Consider the following 18050-nt stretch of genomic DNA (forward strand, 5'->3'; position numbering starts at 1 on the left):
AAAGACAGTTGGCTCCCACCGCTATAGACAAAACGCCATTACTGCATTTATCTTCCGCAGCAGGCCGCCTCATGTGGCCAACGTCGCTCGGACGGTTCCGGGCGCTTACGTCTGCGAGATTCTCATGGCTGACCAAGGTTCGCCGCGCCGCTTTGCGCGCATCGATCGACTCCCCCCTTACGTGTTCAACATCACCGCCGAGCTCAAGATGGCTGCTCGACGCCGTGGTGAAGACATCATTGACCTGAGCATGGGCAACCCCGATGGGGCCACGCCGCCGCACATCGTTGAAAAACTGGTGACCGTCGCCCAACGTGAAGACACTCACGGCTACTCGACTTCGCGTGGCATTCCGCGTCTGCGTCGGGCGATTTCCAACTGGTACAAGAAGCGCTACGAGGTCGATATCGATCCCGAGAGCGAAGCCATCGTCACCATCGGCTCCAAGGAAGGCCTGGCGCACCTGATGCTGGCCACGCTCGATCAGGGCGACACCGTGCTGGTGCCGAACCCGAGCTATCCGATTCACATCTACGGTGCCGTGATTGCGGGCGCTCAGGTGCGCTCGGTGCCGTTGGTGCCGGGTGTGGATTTCTTTGCCGAGCTGGAAAAAGCCATTCGTGGCTCGATCCCCAAGCCGAAGATGATGATTCTCGGCTTTCCATCCAACCCCACTGCGCAGTGTGTCGAGCTGGATTTTTTCGAGCGTGTGGTGGCGCTGGCCAAGCAATACGACGTTCTGGTCGTGCACGATCTGGCCTACGCCGACATCGTCTACGACGGCTGGAAAGCGCCGTCGATCATGCAGGTTCCGGGTGCCAAGGACATTGCGGTGGAGTTCTTCACCCTGTCCAAGAGCTACAACATGGCGGGCTGGCGAATCGGCTTCATGGTCGGCAACCCGGAACTGGTCAACGCCCTGGCGCGTATCAAGAGCTACCACGATTACGGCACCTTCACGCCGCTGCAGGTCGCGGCCATCGCCGCGCTGGAAGGCGATCAGCAATGTGTGCTCGACATCGCCGAACAGTATCGCCAGCGCCGCAACGTGCTGGTCAAAGGGCTGCACGAACTGGGCTGGATGGTCGAGAACCCCAAGGCGTCGATGTATGTCTGGGCCAAAATTCCGGAAGCGTACGCGCACCTAGGGTCGCTGGAATTCGCCAAGAAGCTGCTGCTCGAAGCCAAGGTCTGTGTTTCGCCGGGAATCGGTTTCGGTGAGTACGGCGACGATCACGTGCGTTTTGCCCTGATCGAGAATCAGGACCGGATTCGCCAGGCAGTGCGCGGTATTCGTGGCATGTTCCGCGCCGACGGGCAACTGCCGGGCAAGGCGGTCTGATTGCGACACGGCTGAACAAAATCCCCCGAGTGCTACCGGGGGATTTTTTTTGCCTGCTGAAAGGTCGTCTCAAGTCAAGGAAGCCACAGCAGCGCTGTCTTGCGCCCGTAGCGAGTGGCTGTCAGTCAGCCTTCGTGGACAAAGCCGCTTCCGCGCTGGAATCAGGCATTTCCTGCCGCTCACGCATCCATGTCGTAAACGCACCTTTGTGTGGCGTCCGTAGGCATCTGGTCAGTCGGTGTCGGCCATACCATCGCTCTCAAAGGACAGTTCACCTGTCTTACCGATAAGTCAGGCGCAGCGCCGCCGCTGGGAGAACCGCGATGTTCAGCAAGCAAGACCAGATCCAGGGTTATGACGACGCATTGTTGGCGGCAATGAATGCCGAGGAGCAGCGTCAGGAAGACCATATCGAGCTGATCGCTTCGGAAAACTACACCAGCAAGCGCGTGATGCAGGCCCAGGGCAGCGGCCTGACCAACAAGTACGCCGAGGGCTATCCCGGCAAGCGCTATTACGGCGGTTGCGAGCACGTCGACAAGGTCGAGCAACTGGCCATCGAGCGAGCCAAACAATTGTTCGGTGCAGATTACGCCAACGTTCAGCCCCACTCCGGCAGCCAGGCCAACGCGGCGGTCTATCTGGCGCTGTTGCAGGCGGGCGACACCGTGTTGGGCATGAGTCTGGCCCATGGCGGTCACCTGACCCACGGTGCAAAAGTCAGTTTTTCCGGCAAGCTGTACAACGCCGTGCAGTACGGCATCGACACCCAGACCGGCCTGATCGACTACGACGAAGTCGAGCGCATTGCGCTGGAGAGCAAGCCGAAGATGATCATTGCCGGTTTCTCGGCGTATTCGAAGACGCTGGATTTCCCGCGTTTCCGTGAAATCGCCGACAAGGTGGGCGCTTATCTGTTCGTCGACATGGCTCACGTGGCCGGTCTGGTCGCCGCCGGTCTGTATCCCAATCCGCTGCCTTACGCCGATGTGGTCACCACCACCACACACAAAACCCTGCGCGGTCCGCGTGGCGGGCTGATTCTGGCCCGGGCCAACGAAGAGCTCGAGAAGAAACTCAATTCCGCCGTGTTCCCCGGCGGTCAGGGCGGCCCGCTGATGCATGTCATCGCCGGCAAGGCCGTGTGCTTCAAGGAAGCGATGGAGCCAGGCTTCAAGGCCTATCAACAACAAGTGATCGATAACGCCCAGGCAATGGCGCAAGTGTTCATCGATCGCGGTTTCGATGTTGTCTCCGGCGGCACCGACAACCACCTGTTTCTGGTCAGCCTGATCCGTCAGGGCCTGACCGGCAAGGATGCCGACGCCGCGCTGGGGCGTGCGCACATCACCGTCAACAAGAATTCGGTGCCGAATGATCCGCAATCGCCGTTCGTGACGTCCGGCCTGCGCATCGGCACCCCGGCCGTTACCACGCGCGGCTTCAAGGTCACCCAGTGCGTCGAACTGGCCGGCTGGATCTGCGACATTCTCGATAACCTCGGCGATGCCGATGTCGAGGCCGATGTTGCAGGTCAGGTCGCCGCACTGTGTGCCGATTTCCCGGTTTATCGCTGAGTCAGGAGTAGCCCTACATGCAGCATTACTCAGGCTTCGGCCTTCTCAAGCACTCCCTCAGCCACCACGAGAACTGGCAGCGCATGTGGCGCACGCCGACTCCTAAAAAGGTCTACGACGTCGTGATCGTCGGTGGCGGCGGGCATGGTCTCGCCACGGCCTACTACCTGGCCAAGGAGCATGGCATTACCAACGTTGCGGTGGTCGAAAAGGGTTGGCTGGGTGGTGGTAACACCGCCCGTAACACCACCATCGTGCGCTCTAACTATTTGTGGGATGAGTCGGCTCATTTGTACGAGCACGCGATGAAACTGTGGGAAGGCCTGTCGCAGGACCTTAACTACAACGTCATGTTTTCTCAGCGTGGCGTCTACAACCTGTGCCACACCCTGCAGGACATGCGGGATTCGGAGCGTCGCGTCAGCGCCAACCGCCTTAACGGGGTGGACGGCGAGTTGCTCAATGGCAAGCAAGTGGCGGAAGAAATTCCCTATCTGGACTGCTCGAAGAACACCCGTTACCCGATTATCGGCGCGACCGTTCAACGCCGTGGCGGCGTAGCGCGTCACGATGCCGTGGCCTGGGGTTTTGCCCGTGCCGCCGACGCGCTGGGCGTTGACCTGATCCAGCAGACCGAGGTCATCGGTTTCCGTAAGGAAAACGGTGTGTGCATTGGCGTTGAAACCAACAAGGGTTTCATCGGTGCCAAGCGCGTTGGCGTGGTGACCGCAGGCAACTCCGGTCACATGGCCAGGCTGGCAGGCTTTCGCTTGCCGATTGAATCTCATCCGCTGCAAGCGCTGGTGTCCGAGCCGATCAAGCCCATCATCGATAGCGTGATCATGTCCAATGCCGTACACGGTTACATCAGCCAGTCGGACAAGGGCGACCTGGTCATCGGCGCCGGTATCGACAGTTGGGTCGGCTACGGCCAGCGCGGCTCGTATCCGGTGATCGAACACACTATCCAGGCCATCGTCGAGATGTTCCCGGTGTTGTCCCGCGTGCGCATGAACCGCCAGTGGGGCGGCATCGTCGACACCACGCCGGACGCTTGCCCGATCATCTCCAAGACGCCGGTTCCGAACATGTTCTTCAACTGCGGCTGGGGCACGGGCGGCTTCAAGGCCACTCCCGGCTCGGGCAACGTGTTTGCCGCCAGTCTGGCCAAGGGCGAAATGCACCCGCTGGCCAAGCCTTTCTCCATTGACCGTTTTCATAACGGCGCACTCATCGATGAGCACGGCGCTGCCGCGGTCGCCCACTAACAGGAGAAACACCCATGCTGCATATCTTCTGTCCTCACTGTGGCGAACTGCGCTCCGAAGAGGAATTTCATCCGGCCGGACAGGCACATATTCCGCGTCCGCTGGACCCGGGCGCCTGCACCGATGAGGAGTGGGGCGACTACATGTTTTTCCGTGACAACCCTCGTGGTCTGCACCACGAGCTGTGGATTCACGCCGCCGGTTGCCGTCAGTACTTCAACGCCACCCGCAACACCGTGACCTACGAGATTCTCGAAACCTATCCGATTGGCGCCAGGCCGCAGTTCACGGACAAGGGAGACAAGGTATGAGCCAGAACAACCGCTTGCCCAACGGCGGCCGCATCAACCGCAGCAAGGTGCTGAATTTCACCTTCAACGGTCAGACCTACCAGGGCTTCGAGGGCGACTCTCTGGCGTCCGCCTTGCTGGCCAACGGCGTTGACATCATTGGTCGCAGTTTCAAGTATTCGCGTCCACGCGGCATCTTCGCGGCCGGTTCCGAAGAACCGAACGCCGTCTTGCAGATCGGCGCGACCGAAGCCACGCAGATCCCCAATGTCCGCGCCACTCAGCAAGCGCTGTATTCCGGGCTGGTCGCGACCAGCACCAACGGCTGGCCGAGTGTGAACAACGATGTGATGGGCATTCTTGGCAAGGTTGGCGGCAAGCTGATGCCGCCAGGCTTCTACTACAAGACGTTCATGTACCCGCAGTCATTCTGGATGACTTACGAAAAATACATCCGCAAGGCCGCAGGTCTGGGTCGCTCGCCGACCGAGAACGACCCGGACAGCTACGATGCGATGAACCAGCACTGTGACGTGCTGATCGTCGGTGCAGGCCCGGCCGGTCTGGCGGCGGCGCTGGCTGCTGCGCGCAGTGGTGCACGGGTAATCATTGCCGATGAACAGGAAGAGTTCGGCGGCAGCCTGCTCGACAGCCGTGAAAGCCTGGACGGCAAACCGGCGGTCGAATGGGTGACCACAGTGGTTACCGAACTCAAAGGCCTGCGTAACGTGACCCTGCTGCCTCGTGCCACGGTCAACGGCTACCACGACCACAATTTCCTGACCATTCACGAACGCCTGACCGATCACCTTGGTGATCGTGCACCGATCGGCATGGTGCGCCAGCGCATGCACCGCGTCCGTGCCAAGCGTGTGGTGCTGGCGACCGGCACCCACGAGCGTCCTCTGGTCTACGGCAACAACGACGTGCCCGGCAACATGCTGGCCGGTGCGGTGTCCACGTACGTGCGTCGTTATGGGGTTGCGCCGGGCAAGAAGCTTGTCCTGTCCACCAACAACGACCATGCCTACCGCGTGGCGCTGGACTGGCTCGACGCCAGCCTGCCCGTGGTGGCGATTGCCGATGCGCGCCACAATCCGCGTGGCCCGCTGGTGGAAGAGGCGCGTGCCAAGGGCATTCGCATCCTGACCGGCAGTGCGGTGATCGAGGCCCGAGGCAGCAAGCGGGTTACGGCGGCACGCGTTGCCGCGATCGACATCAAATCCCACAGCGTGACCAGTCCCGGCGAATGGCTCGAGTGCGATCTGGTCGCCAGTTCCGGCGGCTATAGCCCGATCGTTCACCTCGCTTCGCACTTGGGTGGCAAACCGGTGTGGCGCGAAGAGATCCTGGGTTTCGTCCCCGGCGAAGCCCCGCAGAAACGCGTCTGCGTCGGTGGTGTAAACGGTGTCTACAGCCTGGCTGACAGCCTGGCCGATGGCTTCGAGGGTGGCGTGCGCGCTGCCAGCGAAGCCGGGTTCAACGTGGTCGAAGGCGTCATGCCCAAAGCCCTGAGCCGCGCCGAAGAGCCAACCCTGGCGCTGTTTCAGGTGCCGCACGAAAAAGGCACCGCCCGTGCCCCCAAGCAATTCGTCGATCTGCAGAATGATGTCACCGCAGCGGCCATCGAACTGGCGACCCGCGAGGGCTTCGAGTCGGTCGAGCACGTCAAGCGCTATACCGCGCTGGGCTTCGGCACCGATCAGGGCAAGCTGGGCAACGTTAACGGTCTGGCCATCGCCGCCCGGTCGCTGAACGTCTCGATCCCGGAAATGGGTACCACCATGTTCCGCCCCAATTACACCCCGGTGACCTTCGGCGCGATTGCCGGTCGGCACTGCGGTCACGTTTTCGAGCCGGTGCGCTTCACCGCGCTGCATGCCTGGCATGTCAGAAACGGAGCCGAGTTCGAAGATGTCGGCCAGTGGAAGCGGCCGTGGTACTTCCCGAAAAACGGTGAAGATATGCACGCCGCCGTCGCCCGCGAGTGCAAAGCCGTGCGTGACAGCGTCGGCCTGCTGGACGCATCGACCCTGGGCAAGATCGACATCCAGGGCCCGGACGCCCGCGAGTTCCTGAACCGCATCTACACCAACGCCTGGACCAGGCTGGACGTGGGCAAGGCGCGCTATGGCCTGATGTGCAAGGAAGACGGCATGGTCTTCGATGACGGCGTGACCGCCTGTCTCGCCGACAACCACTTCCTGATGACCACCACCACGGGCGGCGCTGCACGCGTTCTGCAATGGCTGGAAATCTATCAGCAGACCGAGTGGCCAGACCTGAAGGTTTACTTCACATCCGTGACCGATCACTGGGCGACCCTGACCCTGTCCGGCCCCAACAGCCGCAAGCTGCTCAGTCAGGTCACCGACATCGACCTGGGCCGTGACGCGTTTCCGTTCATGACCTGGAAAGAAGGGCTGGTCGCAGGCGTGCCGGCCCGGGTGTTCCGTATTTCCTTCACTGGCGAGCTGTCCTACGAGGTCAACATCCAGGCCGACTACGCGATGGGCGTACTGGAAAAGATCGTCGAGGCAGGCAAGCAGTACAACCTGACGCCGTATGGTACTGAAACCATGCACGTACTGCGGGCCGAGAAAGGCTTCATCATCGTCGGTCAGGACACCGACGGCTCGATGACCCCGGATGACCTGAACATGGGCTGGTGTGTCGGTCGCACCAAACCGTTCTCGTGGATCGGCTGGCGTGGCATGAACCGCGAAGATTGCGTGCGTGAGCAACGCAAGCAACTGGTCGGCCTCAAGCCGGTCGATCCGACCCAGTGGCTGCCGGAAGGCGCGCAACTGGTGTTCGACACCAAACAGGCGATTCCGATGAGCATGGTCGGTCACGTGACCTCCAGCTACGCGCATAACTCACTGGGCTATTCGTTTGCGATGGGCGTGGTCAAAGGCGGCTTGAACCGCATGGGCGAGCGAGTCTTCGCGCCGCTGGCCGATGGCAGCGTGATCGAAGCCGAAATCGTGTCATCGGTGTTCTTCGATCCGAAGGGCGAGCGCCAGAACGTGGAGTGATGTGCGTTGCGGTACAACAGAATTCAAAACAGGTGATCCATGACTACAGTCAACGTTTACTCACAGCGCCCGGGCACCGACATCAAGGCCGAATCGCCTTTGTTTCACGCGAGTCTGGAAAGCCTCGTCGGCAAGGGCCGGGCCAGTCCGGGTGTGTTTTTACGCGAGAAGAAACTGCTGGGTCATTTGACCCTGCGCGGAGATGCCCACGATCCAGCGTTTGCTGCGGGCGTGCACAAGGCGCTCGGCATGGAACTGCCCGCTGCGCTCATGCTGGTCACCAGCGGTGAACGTTCGTTGCAGTGGATGGGGCCGGATGAGTGGCTGCTGATCGTGCCGAGCGGTGAAGAACTGGCGGCAGAACAGCAACTGCGCGAAGCACTGACCGGTTTGCACATCGCGATCGTCAACGTCAGCGGCGGCCAGTCGATTCTCGAACTGACCGGCCCCAAGGTGCGCCAGGTTCTGATGAAGTCCACCAGCTACGATGTACACCCGGACACCTTTCCGGTGGGCAAGGCAGTCGGTACGGTGTTTGCCAAGTCGCAACTGGTGATCCGTCGCACTGGCGAAGAAACCTGGGAATTGCTCATCCGTCGCAGCTTCGCCGATTACTGGTGGCTGTGGTTGCAGGATGCGTCGGCCGAGTATGGCTTGAGTATTCAGGCTTGAAGTGAGTGGCGTCTGATCCAGCGTCTTTGCGAGCAAGCTCGCTCCCGGCCAGGCCGCACCGCTGCCAGTGAGCGGTGGCGAAGCATGGGCAGACCATAGAAATTCAGGAGTATTCGCTTAATGAGTCGCGCCCCCGATACATGGATTTTGACTGCCGACTGCCCCAGCGTTTTGGGCACGGTCGATGCGGTGACCCGCTTTCTGTTCGAGCAGAGTTGCTACGTGACCGAACACCACTCGTTCGATGATCGTCTGTCAGGCCGTTTTTTCATTCGTGTCGAGTTTCGTCAGCCTGAAGGCTTCGACGAAGAAGGTTTCCGCGCAGGCCTGGCCGAGCGGGGCAGCGCGTTCGGCATGATCTTCGAACTGACCGCACCCAACTACCGGCCGAAAGTCGTCATCATGGTGTCCAAGGCCGACCACTGCCTGAATGACTTGTTGTATCGCCAGCGCATCAATCAGCTGTCGATGGACGTGGTCGCCGTGGTGTCCAATCATCCCGATCTAGAGCCGCTGGCAGCGTGGCACGGAATTGCGTACTACCATTTCCCTCTCGACCCGAACGACAAACCGGCGCAAGAGGCCAGGGTCTGGCAGGTTATCGAGGCGTCCGGTGCCGAACTGGTGATCCTTGCCCGTTACATGCAGGTGCTGTCGCCGGACCTGTGCCGCAAGCTCGATGGCAAGGCGATCAACATTCATCACTCGTTGTTGCCCGGTTTCAAAGGCGCCAAGCCTTACCATCAGGCCTACAACAAGGGCGTGAAACTGGTGGGCGCCACGGCGCATTACATCAACAACGACCTGGACGAAGGTCCGATCATTGCCCAGGGTGTGGAAGTGGTCGATCACAGTCATTATCCCGAAGACCTGATTGCCAAGGGTCGGGACATCGAAGGGCTGACACTGGCCCGGGCGGTGGGGTATCACATTGAACGGCGGGTGTTTCTCAACGCCAACAGGACAGTAGTGCTGTAGCTATTTCAGCTCCCTGGCAAATCCATCAATCGACACAAGCAACCCAGAGCAATCGGTGCGTTGCCGCAACAGCCACTCAAAGCAGCGCATTTCTCCGCTACAACACAATAAAAGCGAGGTGAAAGCATGTCTGGTAATCGCGGTGTAGTGTATCTCGGCGCTGGCAAGGTCGAAGTGCAAAGCATTCCTTTCCCGAAAATGGAAGACCCACGCGGCAAGCGTATCGAACACGGCGTGATTCTGCGCGTGGTCTCCACCAACATCTGCGGCTCGGACCAACACATGGTGCGTGGCCGCACCACGGCCCAGACCGGTCTGGTACTGGGCCATGAAATCACTGGCGAAGTGCTGGAAGCCGGACGCGACGTGGAGCACCTCAAGGTCGGCGATCTGGTGTCCGTGCCGTTCAACGTGGCCTGCGGTCGCTGCCGCAGTTGCAAAGAGCAACACACCGGCGTATGCCTGACCGTCAACCCGGCCCGCGCTGGCGGTGCTTACGGGTATGTCGACATGGGCGACTGGGTCGGCGGTCAGGCGGAATACGTGCTTGTGCCGTACGCCGACTTCAACCTGCTCAAACTGCCGGATCGCGACGCTGCAATGGAGAAGATCCGCGACCTGACCTGCCTGTCCGACATCCTGCCCACCGGCTATCACGGTGCAGTGACGGCGGGCGTTGGTCCAGGCAGCACTGTGTACGTGGCAGGTGCCGGGCCGGTTGGCCTTGCGGCGGCGGCATCCGCCCGACTGCTGGGCGCGGCGGTGGTCATCGTCGGCGACGTCAACCCGACCCGTCTGGTGCATGCCAAGGCGCAGGGCTTCGAGATTGCCGACCTGTCACAGGACACGCCCCTGCACGAACAGATCGCTGCGTTGCTGGGCGAGCCTGAAGTGGATTGCGCCATCGACGCCGTGGGCTTCGAAGCGCGGGGGCATGGTCATGCCGGCGCCCGGTCGGAAGCACCCGCCACCGTACTCAACTCGCTCATGGGCGTGGTGCGTGTGGCAGGCAAGATCGGCATTCCGGGGTTGTATGTCACTGAAGACCCAGGGGCTGTGGATGCAGCCGCGAAAATGGGCAGCCTGAGCATCCGCTTCGGCCTGGGCTGGGCCAAATCCCACAGCTTCCACACCGGGCAGACCCCGGTCATGAAGTACAACCGTCAGTTGATGCAGGCCATCATGTGGGACCGCATCAAGATTGCCGATGTGGTGGGCGTCGAAGTCATCAGCCTCGACGACGCACCGCGCGGCTACGGCGAATTCGATGCGGGCGTGCCGAAGAAGTTTGTGATCGATCCGCACAAGCTGTTCAGTGCGGCGTGAAGTTCGAAGTGTGTTTCGAGCGTGGTGAATGAATTCAGGAGCGACGCCAGTCGCTCCTGAATCAATGATGAGCCCGCTTGTGTATCGGTGAAATATTTCTCAGGGTTCGGGTCATCGTATTGAGTTATGTACGGTGATTACTGTCTTGGGCGGTGACGAAACCCAACTTGAACGTCAGGCTGGTTATCTGGCCCACTGCGGATCATTGCCAAGGCATCCATATTGTTGGGCACTTCAATTGTCACGCGAGTGTATTGCATATCCTGCAAGGTTATTGATTCAGCCTGAATGACAGCCCGGTCTGGAACAGTGTCGGGCGTGGAGGAGCTTGCTGTAGGAGTTCTTGGTATTGTTCTTCTGCGAGTGCCAGCATTCGTTGTGTCGCTCGCATGTGTGCGTGAAGCCGTTGGCTCCCTTCTCGGTTGATTGACAGAGCCCACAGGATTCGTATTTCTGTTGATTGAGGGCTGAGTAGCGTAGGTGTCAGCTACTGAGCGAGAAAAGGCGCCCCGTCGGGCTGAATGCGGTGAATTAAGGAACAGCTCGAGTTCCTGGGTGCGCGAAGCGGTTCGTCTAGGTGGCGATATGGATCTTCGATTGACCGGAGAGGACGGCTGATTAATCGGAGCGGACGATCGATTGACGGGAGAGCGTGTTACGTTACGAAGAATCATCTCCTTTACCCCCCATTCTCCCTCTGGATCAATCCGATTAACCGGATCCCCCGTACAGTATGCATAAGCATTCAAACCGCCCTTTCCAAATGGACTCAAATTGTCCGGACTGTTAAACCTCATCAGTACCGGATTGAACGCTCGATAGCCGTTCCCCAGCAGGTAATGGCCGGTCACCGGTTCGACTGGCTGACCGGTGAAGCCCGGCAGGCTCATCGGGTCGATTGACGAATGGCGGATACCGTAAGGGGTGTAGGTAAATGTTTGTGCCTGACTGGCCATTACGGAATTCTGGTGGTCGGTCGCCAGAATCGCGCTGCCCGTCTTCTCATGCCAGCCCAGCAGATGATCGTCCGCGTGCAGTAGCGAGCTTTGGATAAGCCCATGGATTTGCGTGGTCAGCCGGTTCTTTTGATAGAACCGCAGTACGCTGTCCAGACCCGCGGGGGCGTTGCTAGCCAGGCGGTCAAGGGCGTCATAAAAGTAACGGCAAAGCGTTACAGGTTCCTCAGATGTCATCGGATTTCTCCTGTTGAAGGTCAACCATCCAAAGGTAAGTGTGTGCCTGGCTCCTTTTACTGCCTAGCTGTCATAAGTGTCAGCGCCGGCGACCCCAAAGCCTTTCCTGACGGTCGTGTAGGAAATAACCGCCATCCCGTCGGTGGCTGCGGGAACAAGGCTTGGCCCGCTCAGTCAAATCGTCTGTTTTACCGTCCACTACGGGCGGTTCAGGTTTGATGAGGTTGACCGAATGAAGACTGCACGCGTGATGGTACTGGCGACAATGATGAGCCTGGCAGCAAGCCCGGTGTTTGCCTTCAACCTGAATGACGCAGCGAATGCGGTTTCCAACGCCACCAACGGTAATCAGAAAGCCACGGCAGCTCCCGAAGCTGCCGGTTTGCTCAATGCCTTGGGCTCTCAGCTCAACGTTACTCCTGAGCAGGCGGTTGGCGGCACAGGTGCGTTGCTGGGGTTGGCGAAGAACAAGCTGGCAGGCAACGATTACTCGCAATTGGCCCGATCGGTACCGGGACTGGAGCAACTGTCGGGTGTTTCGGCGCTGGACAGCCTGGGCGGCACCAATGGCCTTGGCAAGCTGCTGGGTGGGAACACATCGGGCGGCAGTTCGATGCTGGACAGTGCGTTGGGCAATGTCCAAAGCATGGGTGACGTGAATAACGCGTTCAAGGCTCTGGGCATGGACAGCACAATGGTCAGCCAGTTTGTCCCGGTGATTCTGCAGTACCTCGGTCAGCAAGGGGCCAGCGGTTCGGCATTGCAAAGCCTGAGCGGACTGTGGGGCGCGGGTAGCTGATCAGGCTCTGGTCCTGCTTCAGTGCCCTGATCCTTTTCGAATTGCGGCGCCGGTTTTCAGGAGCGCGTGATCTATAGTTCCTGATGCCATGGCGCCTGCAAGGTTGAAAGCCAGGCCGACCAGAGAACTGGGGCTCTGGCCCTCGGTGCGCAGCTTGTGAGCCCACATGGATGCAGCGTAAATGTGAGCGGTTGCATTACTTATCTTTCCTCTGCTCACCTGTTTCGCCAGCGCAGCATAGTTCACAGCCTGCTGATACGTCAGGTTGGTATCGCCGTGGCTGGCGAGGTTCAGGTTGACCGACACGAGCTTCTGGACAAACGGGGAGTTTCTGTCCAACTGCCTGGTGGCGTTGTCAAGGTAAGTTCTGGCTGGTGTCATCTTTCTGGGTGCAGCTTTATTTCTTTCCAGTGCTTTACGTATGGTTTGTGCAATGCCGTCTTCATCGGTCATGCCGTTTTTTTTGGCGATCGGCATAAACAACGTCTTTTTCAGCCACACGGCAGCCACTCCCAAGGCGCCTATGGGAAATCGCCCGGAGGGATCGGTGTAATTGACAGGATCACCCTGGCAATAAGCATAAGCGTTGAGGCCGCCCTCACCGAACGGACTGAAGGGGTCCGGGCTGTTGAAGCGCCTCAGGACGGGATTGAAGGCACGGGTGCCATTGCCCAGCAGGTAATGGCCCGTGACTGGATCGGTTATCAGGCCTGTAAACGCTGGCATGCCAGACGGACGCTCTGTCGCTGAGGAGCCGTAAGGCGTGTAGGAAAAGGCTTGATGCGTTTGAGCATTGACGCTGTGCGACACCGAATTTGCGCGGTCTGTGGCCAACAGATCGCTGTGTGTGTCGTTCACAGGCTGGCAGGCAAGTGCCAGAAGATGACCCTCGGCGCGCAGTAACGTGTGGCCGATAGCCCCCTCGAGTTCGTTAGCCAGATGGCCTTGCCGATAGAACCGCCTGATGGTTTCCCGCACCGCAGGCATGCAACATGCCAGGCGATCCATTGCGTCATAACGGTAAACACCGAGCGAAGTTAAACCGGGCATGGGAAGTCTCCCCTGTCTTATACAGAGCAGTTTCATCCGCTTGTGACAACCCGTCTACCTGTCGAAACAGCTAGCTAGCGTTGAGCGGTCTCCAGCCGCAACGCTGCGATGCGCGCATCTTTCTCGATCCAGAGCTGGTTCACCCAGCCCTGGATTTTTTCGCGAAATACCGGATCGTTTTCGTAGTCGCCCTGCCACAACGCGGGGTCCATCGGGCGTGTCCGGATATCCACGATCACTTTGGGCACCTGTCCGCAGAGCATGTCCCAGAAGCCCGGAATGCGTGAGCCGGGATACACCACGGTCACATCCAGAATGGCATCGAGCTGTTCACCCATGGCCGCCAGCACGAATGCCACGCCACCGGCCTTGGGCTTGAGCAGTCTGGTGTAGGGCGAGGCCTGGGCCGAGTGTTTGGCTGATGTGAAGCGCGTGCCTTCCAGATAATTGACGATGGTCACCGGCTGACGCTTGAACAACTCGCAGGCCGCCTTGGTGATCTCAAGATCCTTGCCCTTGAGCTCCGGATTTTTGGCGAGAAAGGCTTTGGTGTAGCGTTTCATGAACGGGTAATCCAGCGCCCACCACGCCAGGCCCAGCAGCGGCACCCAGATCAACTCTTTTTTCAGGAAAAACTTGAAGAACGGCGTGCGCCGGTTGAGCGCCTGAATCAGTGCGGGAATGTCGACCCATGATTGATGGTTGCTGATGACCAGGTATGAAGTGTCGCTGCGCAGACCTTCGTCACCGCGAATGTCCCATTGCGTGGGGATGCAGGCCGCGAAAATGACTTTGTCGATCTCGGCCCAGGTTTCGGCGATCCACATCACGGCATGGGAGCAGCGGTCGCGCATTCTGCCTCTGAACAGCAGTTTGAGCAGGGCGAAAACCAGTAACGGACCAATCAGCACCAGCGTGTTGATCAGCAGGAGCGTGGCGACTAGACAGCCGGTGAGCACACGGCGCATAAGAGACTCTTGAACGTTCAGGGCTGGCAATGATAAAGACCCCCGCGTTTTACGCCAATTACACAGGTGCTTACAAATGTTTCATGTGCGGGCGATTATGCTCGCCGAATCTTGAACCGCCGAACCAACGGCCGGTTCGCTGTCTAAAAACGGGCGCCAATCAGGCGTTGTCCATTGCGAGGAACCTCCCACGTGAAACCGATTCTGGCACTGTTGTCCCTGCTTGCTCTGCCTGTGATGGCAGCCGAACCGACATTGTATGGTCGCTATGAAAACATCAAAGTGGTGGACGTCGGGCAGACCTTCAGAGCCAAGATGGACACCGGCGCGCTGACCGCCTCGCTGTCGGCCAAAGACATCGAGCTGTTTAAGCGTGACGGCGATGACTGGGTGCGTTTCCGACTGGCGACCAAGGATGCCGACAGCAAGGTGTACGAGCACAAGGTCTCGCGGATCAGCAAGATCAAAGGCCGCTCCGAAGGTGATGACGAGGACGACGAAGTGATCGATCCGACCAAGCGACCGGTCGTGGACATGGAGCTTTGCCTGGGCGACAAGAAACGCACCGTCGAAGTGAACCTGGTTGACCGCAGCCATTTCAACTATCCATTGCTCATCGGTGCCAAGGCACTGCGCGAGTTCGATGCAGCGGTCAATCCGGCACGCCGTTATACCGCTGACAAACCCGATTGCTGATTGACGACGAGGGCTGAAATCGCGCAACGTTTCGCCCTCTCTCCCAGCGCTCGGATGCCATGCCGCACATATTGATTGTCGAAGACGAAGCCGCGATTGCCGACACGCTGGTCTATGTGCTGCAAAGCGAAGGTTTCACCACTTCCTGGCTGAGCCTCGGTCAGGAGGCTGTCGAGCAGCAGCGGACATCGCCCGCCGACCTGATCATTCTGGATATCGGCCTGCCCGACATCACCGGTTTCGAAGCCTGCAAGCAGCTGCGACGCTTCAGCGAGGTGCCGGTGATATTCCTGAGCGCTCGCGACGCTGAAATCGATCGTGTGGTGGGGCTGGAGATTGGTGCCGACGACTACGTGGTCAAGCCGTTCAGCCCGCGAGAAGTGGCTGCCCGGGTCAGGGCAATTCTGAAGCGTGTGCAGCCGCGCCCGGCATCGGTACCGGAAAACGAGCCGTTCAGGGTCGATCTCGAACGTTTTCAGATCAGCTATCGCAATCAGCCGCTGAGCCTGACCCGTCACGAATTCCGCGTGCTGCAATGCCTGCTGGCTCAGCCTGAACGTGTGTTCAGCCGCGAGCAATTGCTCGATGCGACAGGGGTTGCCGTCGATGCAGGCTACGAGCGCAGCATTGACAGCCACATCAAGAGCGTGCGCGCCAAGTTGCGGCTTATCGCGGCCGATGCCGAGCCGATCCAGACCCATCGCGGCCTCGGGTACAGCTTCAGTCCGGGACACAGCTGATGCCGTTGAGCGTGCGGATATTTCTGGTCTATGCCGTGTTCATCGGCCTGACCGGCTATTTCGTGCTCAGCACGGTCATGAAGGAAGTGCGCCCCGGCGTGCGCCAGTCCACTGAAGAAACGCTGGTGGACACGGCCAACCTGCTGGCCGAGATTCTCCACGACGATGTCAGCCGCGGCACGCTGGACCAGAGCCGCCTGCCGGAAGCGCTCAAGGCCTATGGTCTGCGTCAGCCTGCTGCGACCATCTGGGGCCTGCCGAAGAATCAGGTCAACAATCGTATTTACGTTACGGACGCCAAAGGTATCGTGCTGCTGGACTCCAGTGGGCTGGCGGTAGGTCAGGATTATTCGCGCTGGAACGACGTCTACCTCACCCTGCGCGGCGAATATGGCGCTCGTTCTACGCGCAGTGATCCGACCGATCCAAATTCCTCGGTGATGCACGTCGGCGCGCCGATTCGCGACAACGGCAACATCATTGGTGTGGTCACAGTCGCCAAACCCAACAGCTCGTTGCAACCTTATGTCGATCGCGCCGAACGGCGGCTGCTGTGGTATGGCGCGGGTCTTATAGTGCTGGGGCTGTTACTGGGCGCACTGTTTTCCTGGTGGCTGGGTGCGGCGCTGCGACGCCTGACCGGTTATGCCCAGGCCGTCAGCGAGGGGCGACGCGCCGAGCTGCCGCATTACCAGGGTGGTGAGCTGGAGCAGTTATCCACAGCGGTCGAGTACATGCGCACGCAACTGGAAGGCAAGGCCTACGTCGAGCGCTACGTGCACACGCTGACCCACGAGCTTAAAAGCCCGCTGGCCGCGATTCGCGGCGCCGCCGAGCTGCTACAGGATGATATGCCCGGCGAGCAGCGCCGGCGTTTTGTCAGCAACATCGAGGACGAGAGCGCACGATTGCAGCAGTTGATCGAGCGGCTGCTGAACCTGGCCATGGTGGAGCAGCGCAAAGGACTGGAAGAAAAGGTCGAGATAATCCTGGCAGATGTGCTCGACGATCTGCTGTCAGCGCGAAGCGCTCGCATCGAGCAGCATGGCCTGCGCATCGAAAGACAGCTCGAGCACGGTCTGCGCCTGCTGGGCGAGCGTTTTCTGTTGATTCAGGCGCTGGGCAATCTCATCGACAACGCCCTGGATTTCACGCCCTCAGGCGGTTTACTGAAACTGACCGCCACGCAGGAAAGCGAGCGCCTTCGCATCACGCTCTACAACGACGCAGCGCCGATACCCGACTATGCCTTGCCTCGGTTGAGCGAACGTTTCTATTCACTGCCGCGTCCGGACAGCGGCCGAAAAAGCACCGGGCTGGGACTGAACTTCGTTGAAGAAGTCGTGCAGCTGCATGACGGGGAAATGCATATTGGCAATGTGCACGGTGGGGTTGAGGTGAGCCTGCGGTTGCCGTTCGTTGATTGAGTGTCGATGCTTGCGCTTTTTCAGCGCAGCATCAGTGCGGAGCTCAAGATTTTCTGATGGCCGATTGAGTGCCGTCAGGATAAAACGTTCTTGGGTTATACAGGTAGGGTGGAAGTTCTTTGTAAATCCCCTCAAGCCTATTTTCTTGATGTACGCTGTTCCACAACTCCGAAACCATTACCTTTCCTTCATAGCCTTTGACCGGTAGACCTGTTTGCTTCGCCAGCACCGCTGCAATGGATTTTTCACCAAGGTTTGCCGAATAGCATGCGACGAGATGAATACCTTTGTATCGGGCAATGTCATATTTTTTGACGTGCCTGGCGAAGCGTTTAGGTCCCACGGCCAGGTCTTCTTGCACAAAGATGGCGGGTTTGCCTTCCGGCCCTGGGTCGTCTCCATGCGTATCAATAACCAAAGAGATGGTTCCATTTTTCTTCACCTGATCATATAAACCGAGCGCTCCGTCTTTTCTGTAGTTATGTAAACGCAGGGGTGCAAAATTGCGCGGTTCTTGGAAGGGGTTTTTGAAGCGGCTTACTGTATTCAAAAGAAAATCATACAACCCTGGTATGACCGCCCCACGCCCCGTTGGATCCTTGCGATTGACCGGATCACCCAGGCAGTACGCATACGCATTCAAGCCGCCTTTGCCGAACGGACTCAAACTGTCCGGGCTGTTGAAT

Annotated in this window: 16 protein-coding genes; 12 read left to right on the forward strand and 4 right to left on the reverse strand. The window is 59.4% G+C overall.

The genetic code is table 11. The features are described from left to right. Positions 1–124: 124 nt before the first annotated feature. The 8 genes from alaC to fdhA all read left to right on the forward strand — a co-directional run bounded on the left by alaC (position 125) and on the right by fdhA (position 10491). Entirely contained in the window at positions 125–1342 is a 1218-nt protein-coding gene (gene alaC / locus BZK31_RS12300) for an alanine transaminase (RefSeq protein WP_083183096.1), read from the forward strand. Between the two features lie 323 nt (positions 1343–1665). Continuing rightward, positions 1666–2919: a serine hydroxymethyltransferase gene (gene glyA, locus BZK31_RS12305; protein ID WP_083183068.1), complete on the forward strand. Its 1254-nt coding sequence runs from the start codon at positions 1666–1668 to the stop codon at positions 2917–2919. 17 nt (positions 2920–2936) lie between these two features. Then, the gene (locus BZK31_RS12310; RefSeq protein WP_007248069.1) at positions 2937–4187 is read left to right on the forward strand and encodes a sarcosine oxidase subunit beta family protein; all 1251 of its coding nucleotides are present in this window, start codon (positions 2937–2939) and stop codon (positions 4185–4187) included. A gap of 14 nt (positions 4188–4201) precedes the next feature. Then, positions 4202–4498 (forward strand): sarcosine oxidase subunit delta, encoded by a 297-nt coding sequence (locus tag BZK31_RS12315; RefSeq protein WP_083183071.1) that lies wholly within the window; start codon positions 4202–4204, stop codon positions 4496–4498. Beyond that, entirely contained in the window at positions 4495–7515 is a 3021-nt protein-coding gene (locus BZK31_RS12320) for a sarcosine oxidase subunit alpha (RefSeq protein ID WP_083183072.1), read from the forward strand. Before BZK31_RS12315 ends, BZK31_RS12320 begins: the two co-directional genes overlap by 4 nt. Before the next feature lie 39 nt (positions 7516–7554). Beyond that, entirely contained in the window at positions 7555–8187 is a 633-nt protein-coding gene (locus BZK31_RS12325; RefSeq protein ID WP_083183074.1) for a sarcosine oxidase subunit gamma, read from the forward strand. 120 nt (positions 8188–8307) lie between these two features. Then, on the forward strand, positions 8308–9165 hold the full coding sequence (locus BZK31_RS12330) for a formyltetrahydrofolate deformylase (RefSeq protein WP_083183076.1): 858 nt from the start codon (positions 8308–8310) through the stop codon (positions 9163–9165). A gap of 126 nt (positions 9166–9291) precedes the next feature. After that, a complete protein-coding gene (gene fdhA, locus BZK31_RS12335; RefSeq protein ID WP_083183078.1) occupies positions 9292–10491 on the forward strand; it encodes a formaldehyde dehydrogenase, glutathione-independent in 1200 nt (399 codons plus the stop codon). Positions 10492–10628: 137 nt separating this feature from the next. Here fdhA and BZK31_RS12340 read toward each other — a convergent pair whose 3' ends face one another. Beyond that, entirely contained in the window at positions 10629–11684 is a 1056-nt protein-coding gene (locus BZK31_RS12340) for an RHS repeat-associated core domain-containing protein (protein WP_083183080.1), read from the reverse strand. Positions 11685–11916: 232 nt separating this feature from the next. Between BZK31_RS12340 and BZK31_RS12345 the strand changes: the two genes are divergently transcribed. Beyond that, positions 11917–12483, forward strand: a complete 567-nt coding sequence (locus BZK31_RS12345; RefSeq protein WP_083183082.1) for a DUF2780 domain-containing protein — start codon at positions 11917–11919, stop codon at positions 12481–12483. A gap of 18 nt (positions 12484–12501) precedes the next feature. Here BZK31_RS12345 and BZK31_RS29845 read toward each other — a convergent pair whose 3' ends face one another. Together BZK31_RS29845 and BZK31_RS12355 are read right to left on the reverse strand one after the other, a co-directional pair. Further along, positions 12502–13533 carry an RHS repeat-associated core domain-containing protein gene (locus tag BZK31_RS29845; protein ID WP_157900728.1) on the reverse strand — a complete coding sequence of 344 codons (1032 nt, stop codon included), beginning with the start codon at positions 13531–13533 and terminating at the stop codon, positions 12502–12504. 74 nt (positions 13534–13607) lie between these two features. Further along, the gene (locus tag BZK31_RS12355; protein ID WP_083183086.1) at positions 13608–14501 is read right to left on the reverse strand and encodes an acyltransferase; all 894 of its coding nucleotides are present in this window, start codon (positions 14499–14501) and stop codon (positions 13608–13610) included. A 192-nt stretch (positions 14502–14693) separates the two neighbouring features. Here BZK31_RS12355 and rloA2 point away from each other — a divergent pair, with 192 nt between their 5' ends. From rloA2 to creC, 3 genes are read left to right on the forward strand one after another with little or no spacing between them, the layout of a single operon-like run. Next, positions 14694–15197 carry a retropepsin-like aspartic peptidase RloA2 gene (gene rloA2 / locus BZK31_RS12360; protein WP_083183088.1) on the forward strand — a complete coding sequence of 168 codons (504 nt, stop codon included), beginning with the start codon at positions 14694–14696 and terminating at the stop codon, positions 15195–15197. 59 nt (positions 15198–15256) lie between these two features. Then, entirely contained in the window at positions 15257–15937 is a 681-nt protein-coding gene (creB, locus tag BZK31_RS12365) for a two-component system response regulator CreB (protein WP_083183090.1), read from the forward strand. Beyond that, complete coding sequence (creC, locus tag BZK31_RS12370; protein WP_083183092.1) at positions 15937–17364, forward strand: two-component system sensor histidine kinase CreC; 1428 nt, start codon at positions 15937–15939, stop codon at positions 17362–17364. The genes creB and creC overlap by 1 nt, the downstream gene beginning before the upstream one ends. Positions 17365–17407: 43 nt before the next feature. Here creC and BZK31_RS30565 read toward each other — a convergent pair. Next, a partial coding sequence (locus BZK31_RS30565; RefSeq protein WP_482822362.1) for an RHS repeat-associated core domain-containing protein occupies positions 17408–18050 on the reverse strand: 643 nt, incomplete at its 5' end.

This window comes from Pseudomonas floridensis (assembly GCF_002087235.1).
In the GTDB taxonomy this organism is placed as follows: Bacteria; Pseudomonadota; Gammaproteobacteria; order Pseudomonadales; family Pseudomonadaceae; genus Aquipseudomonas; species Aquipseudomonas floridensis.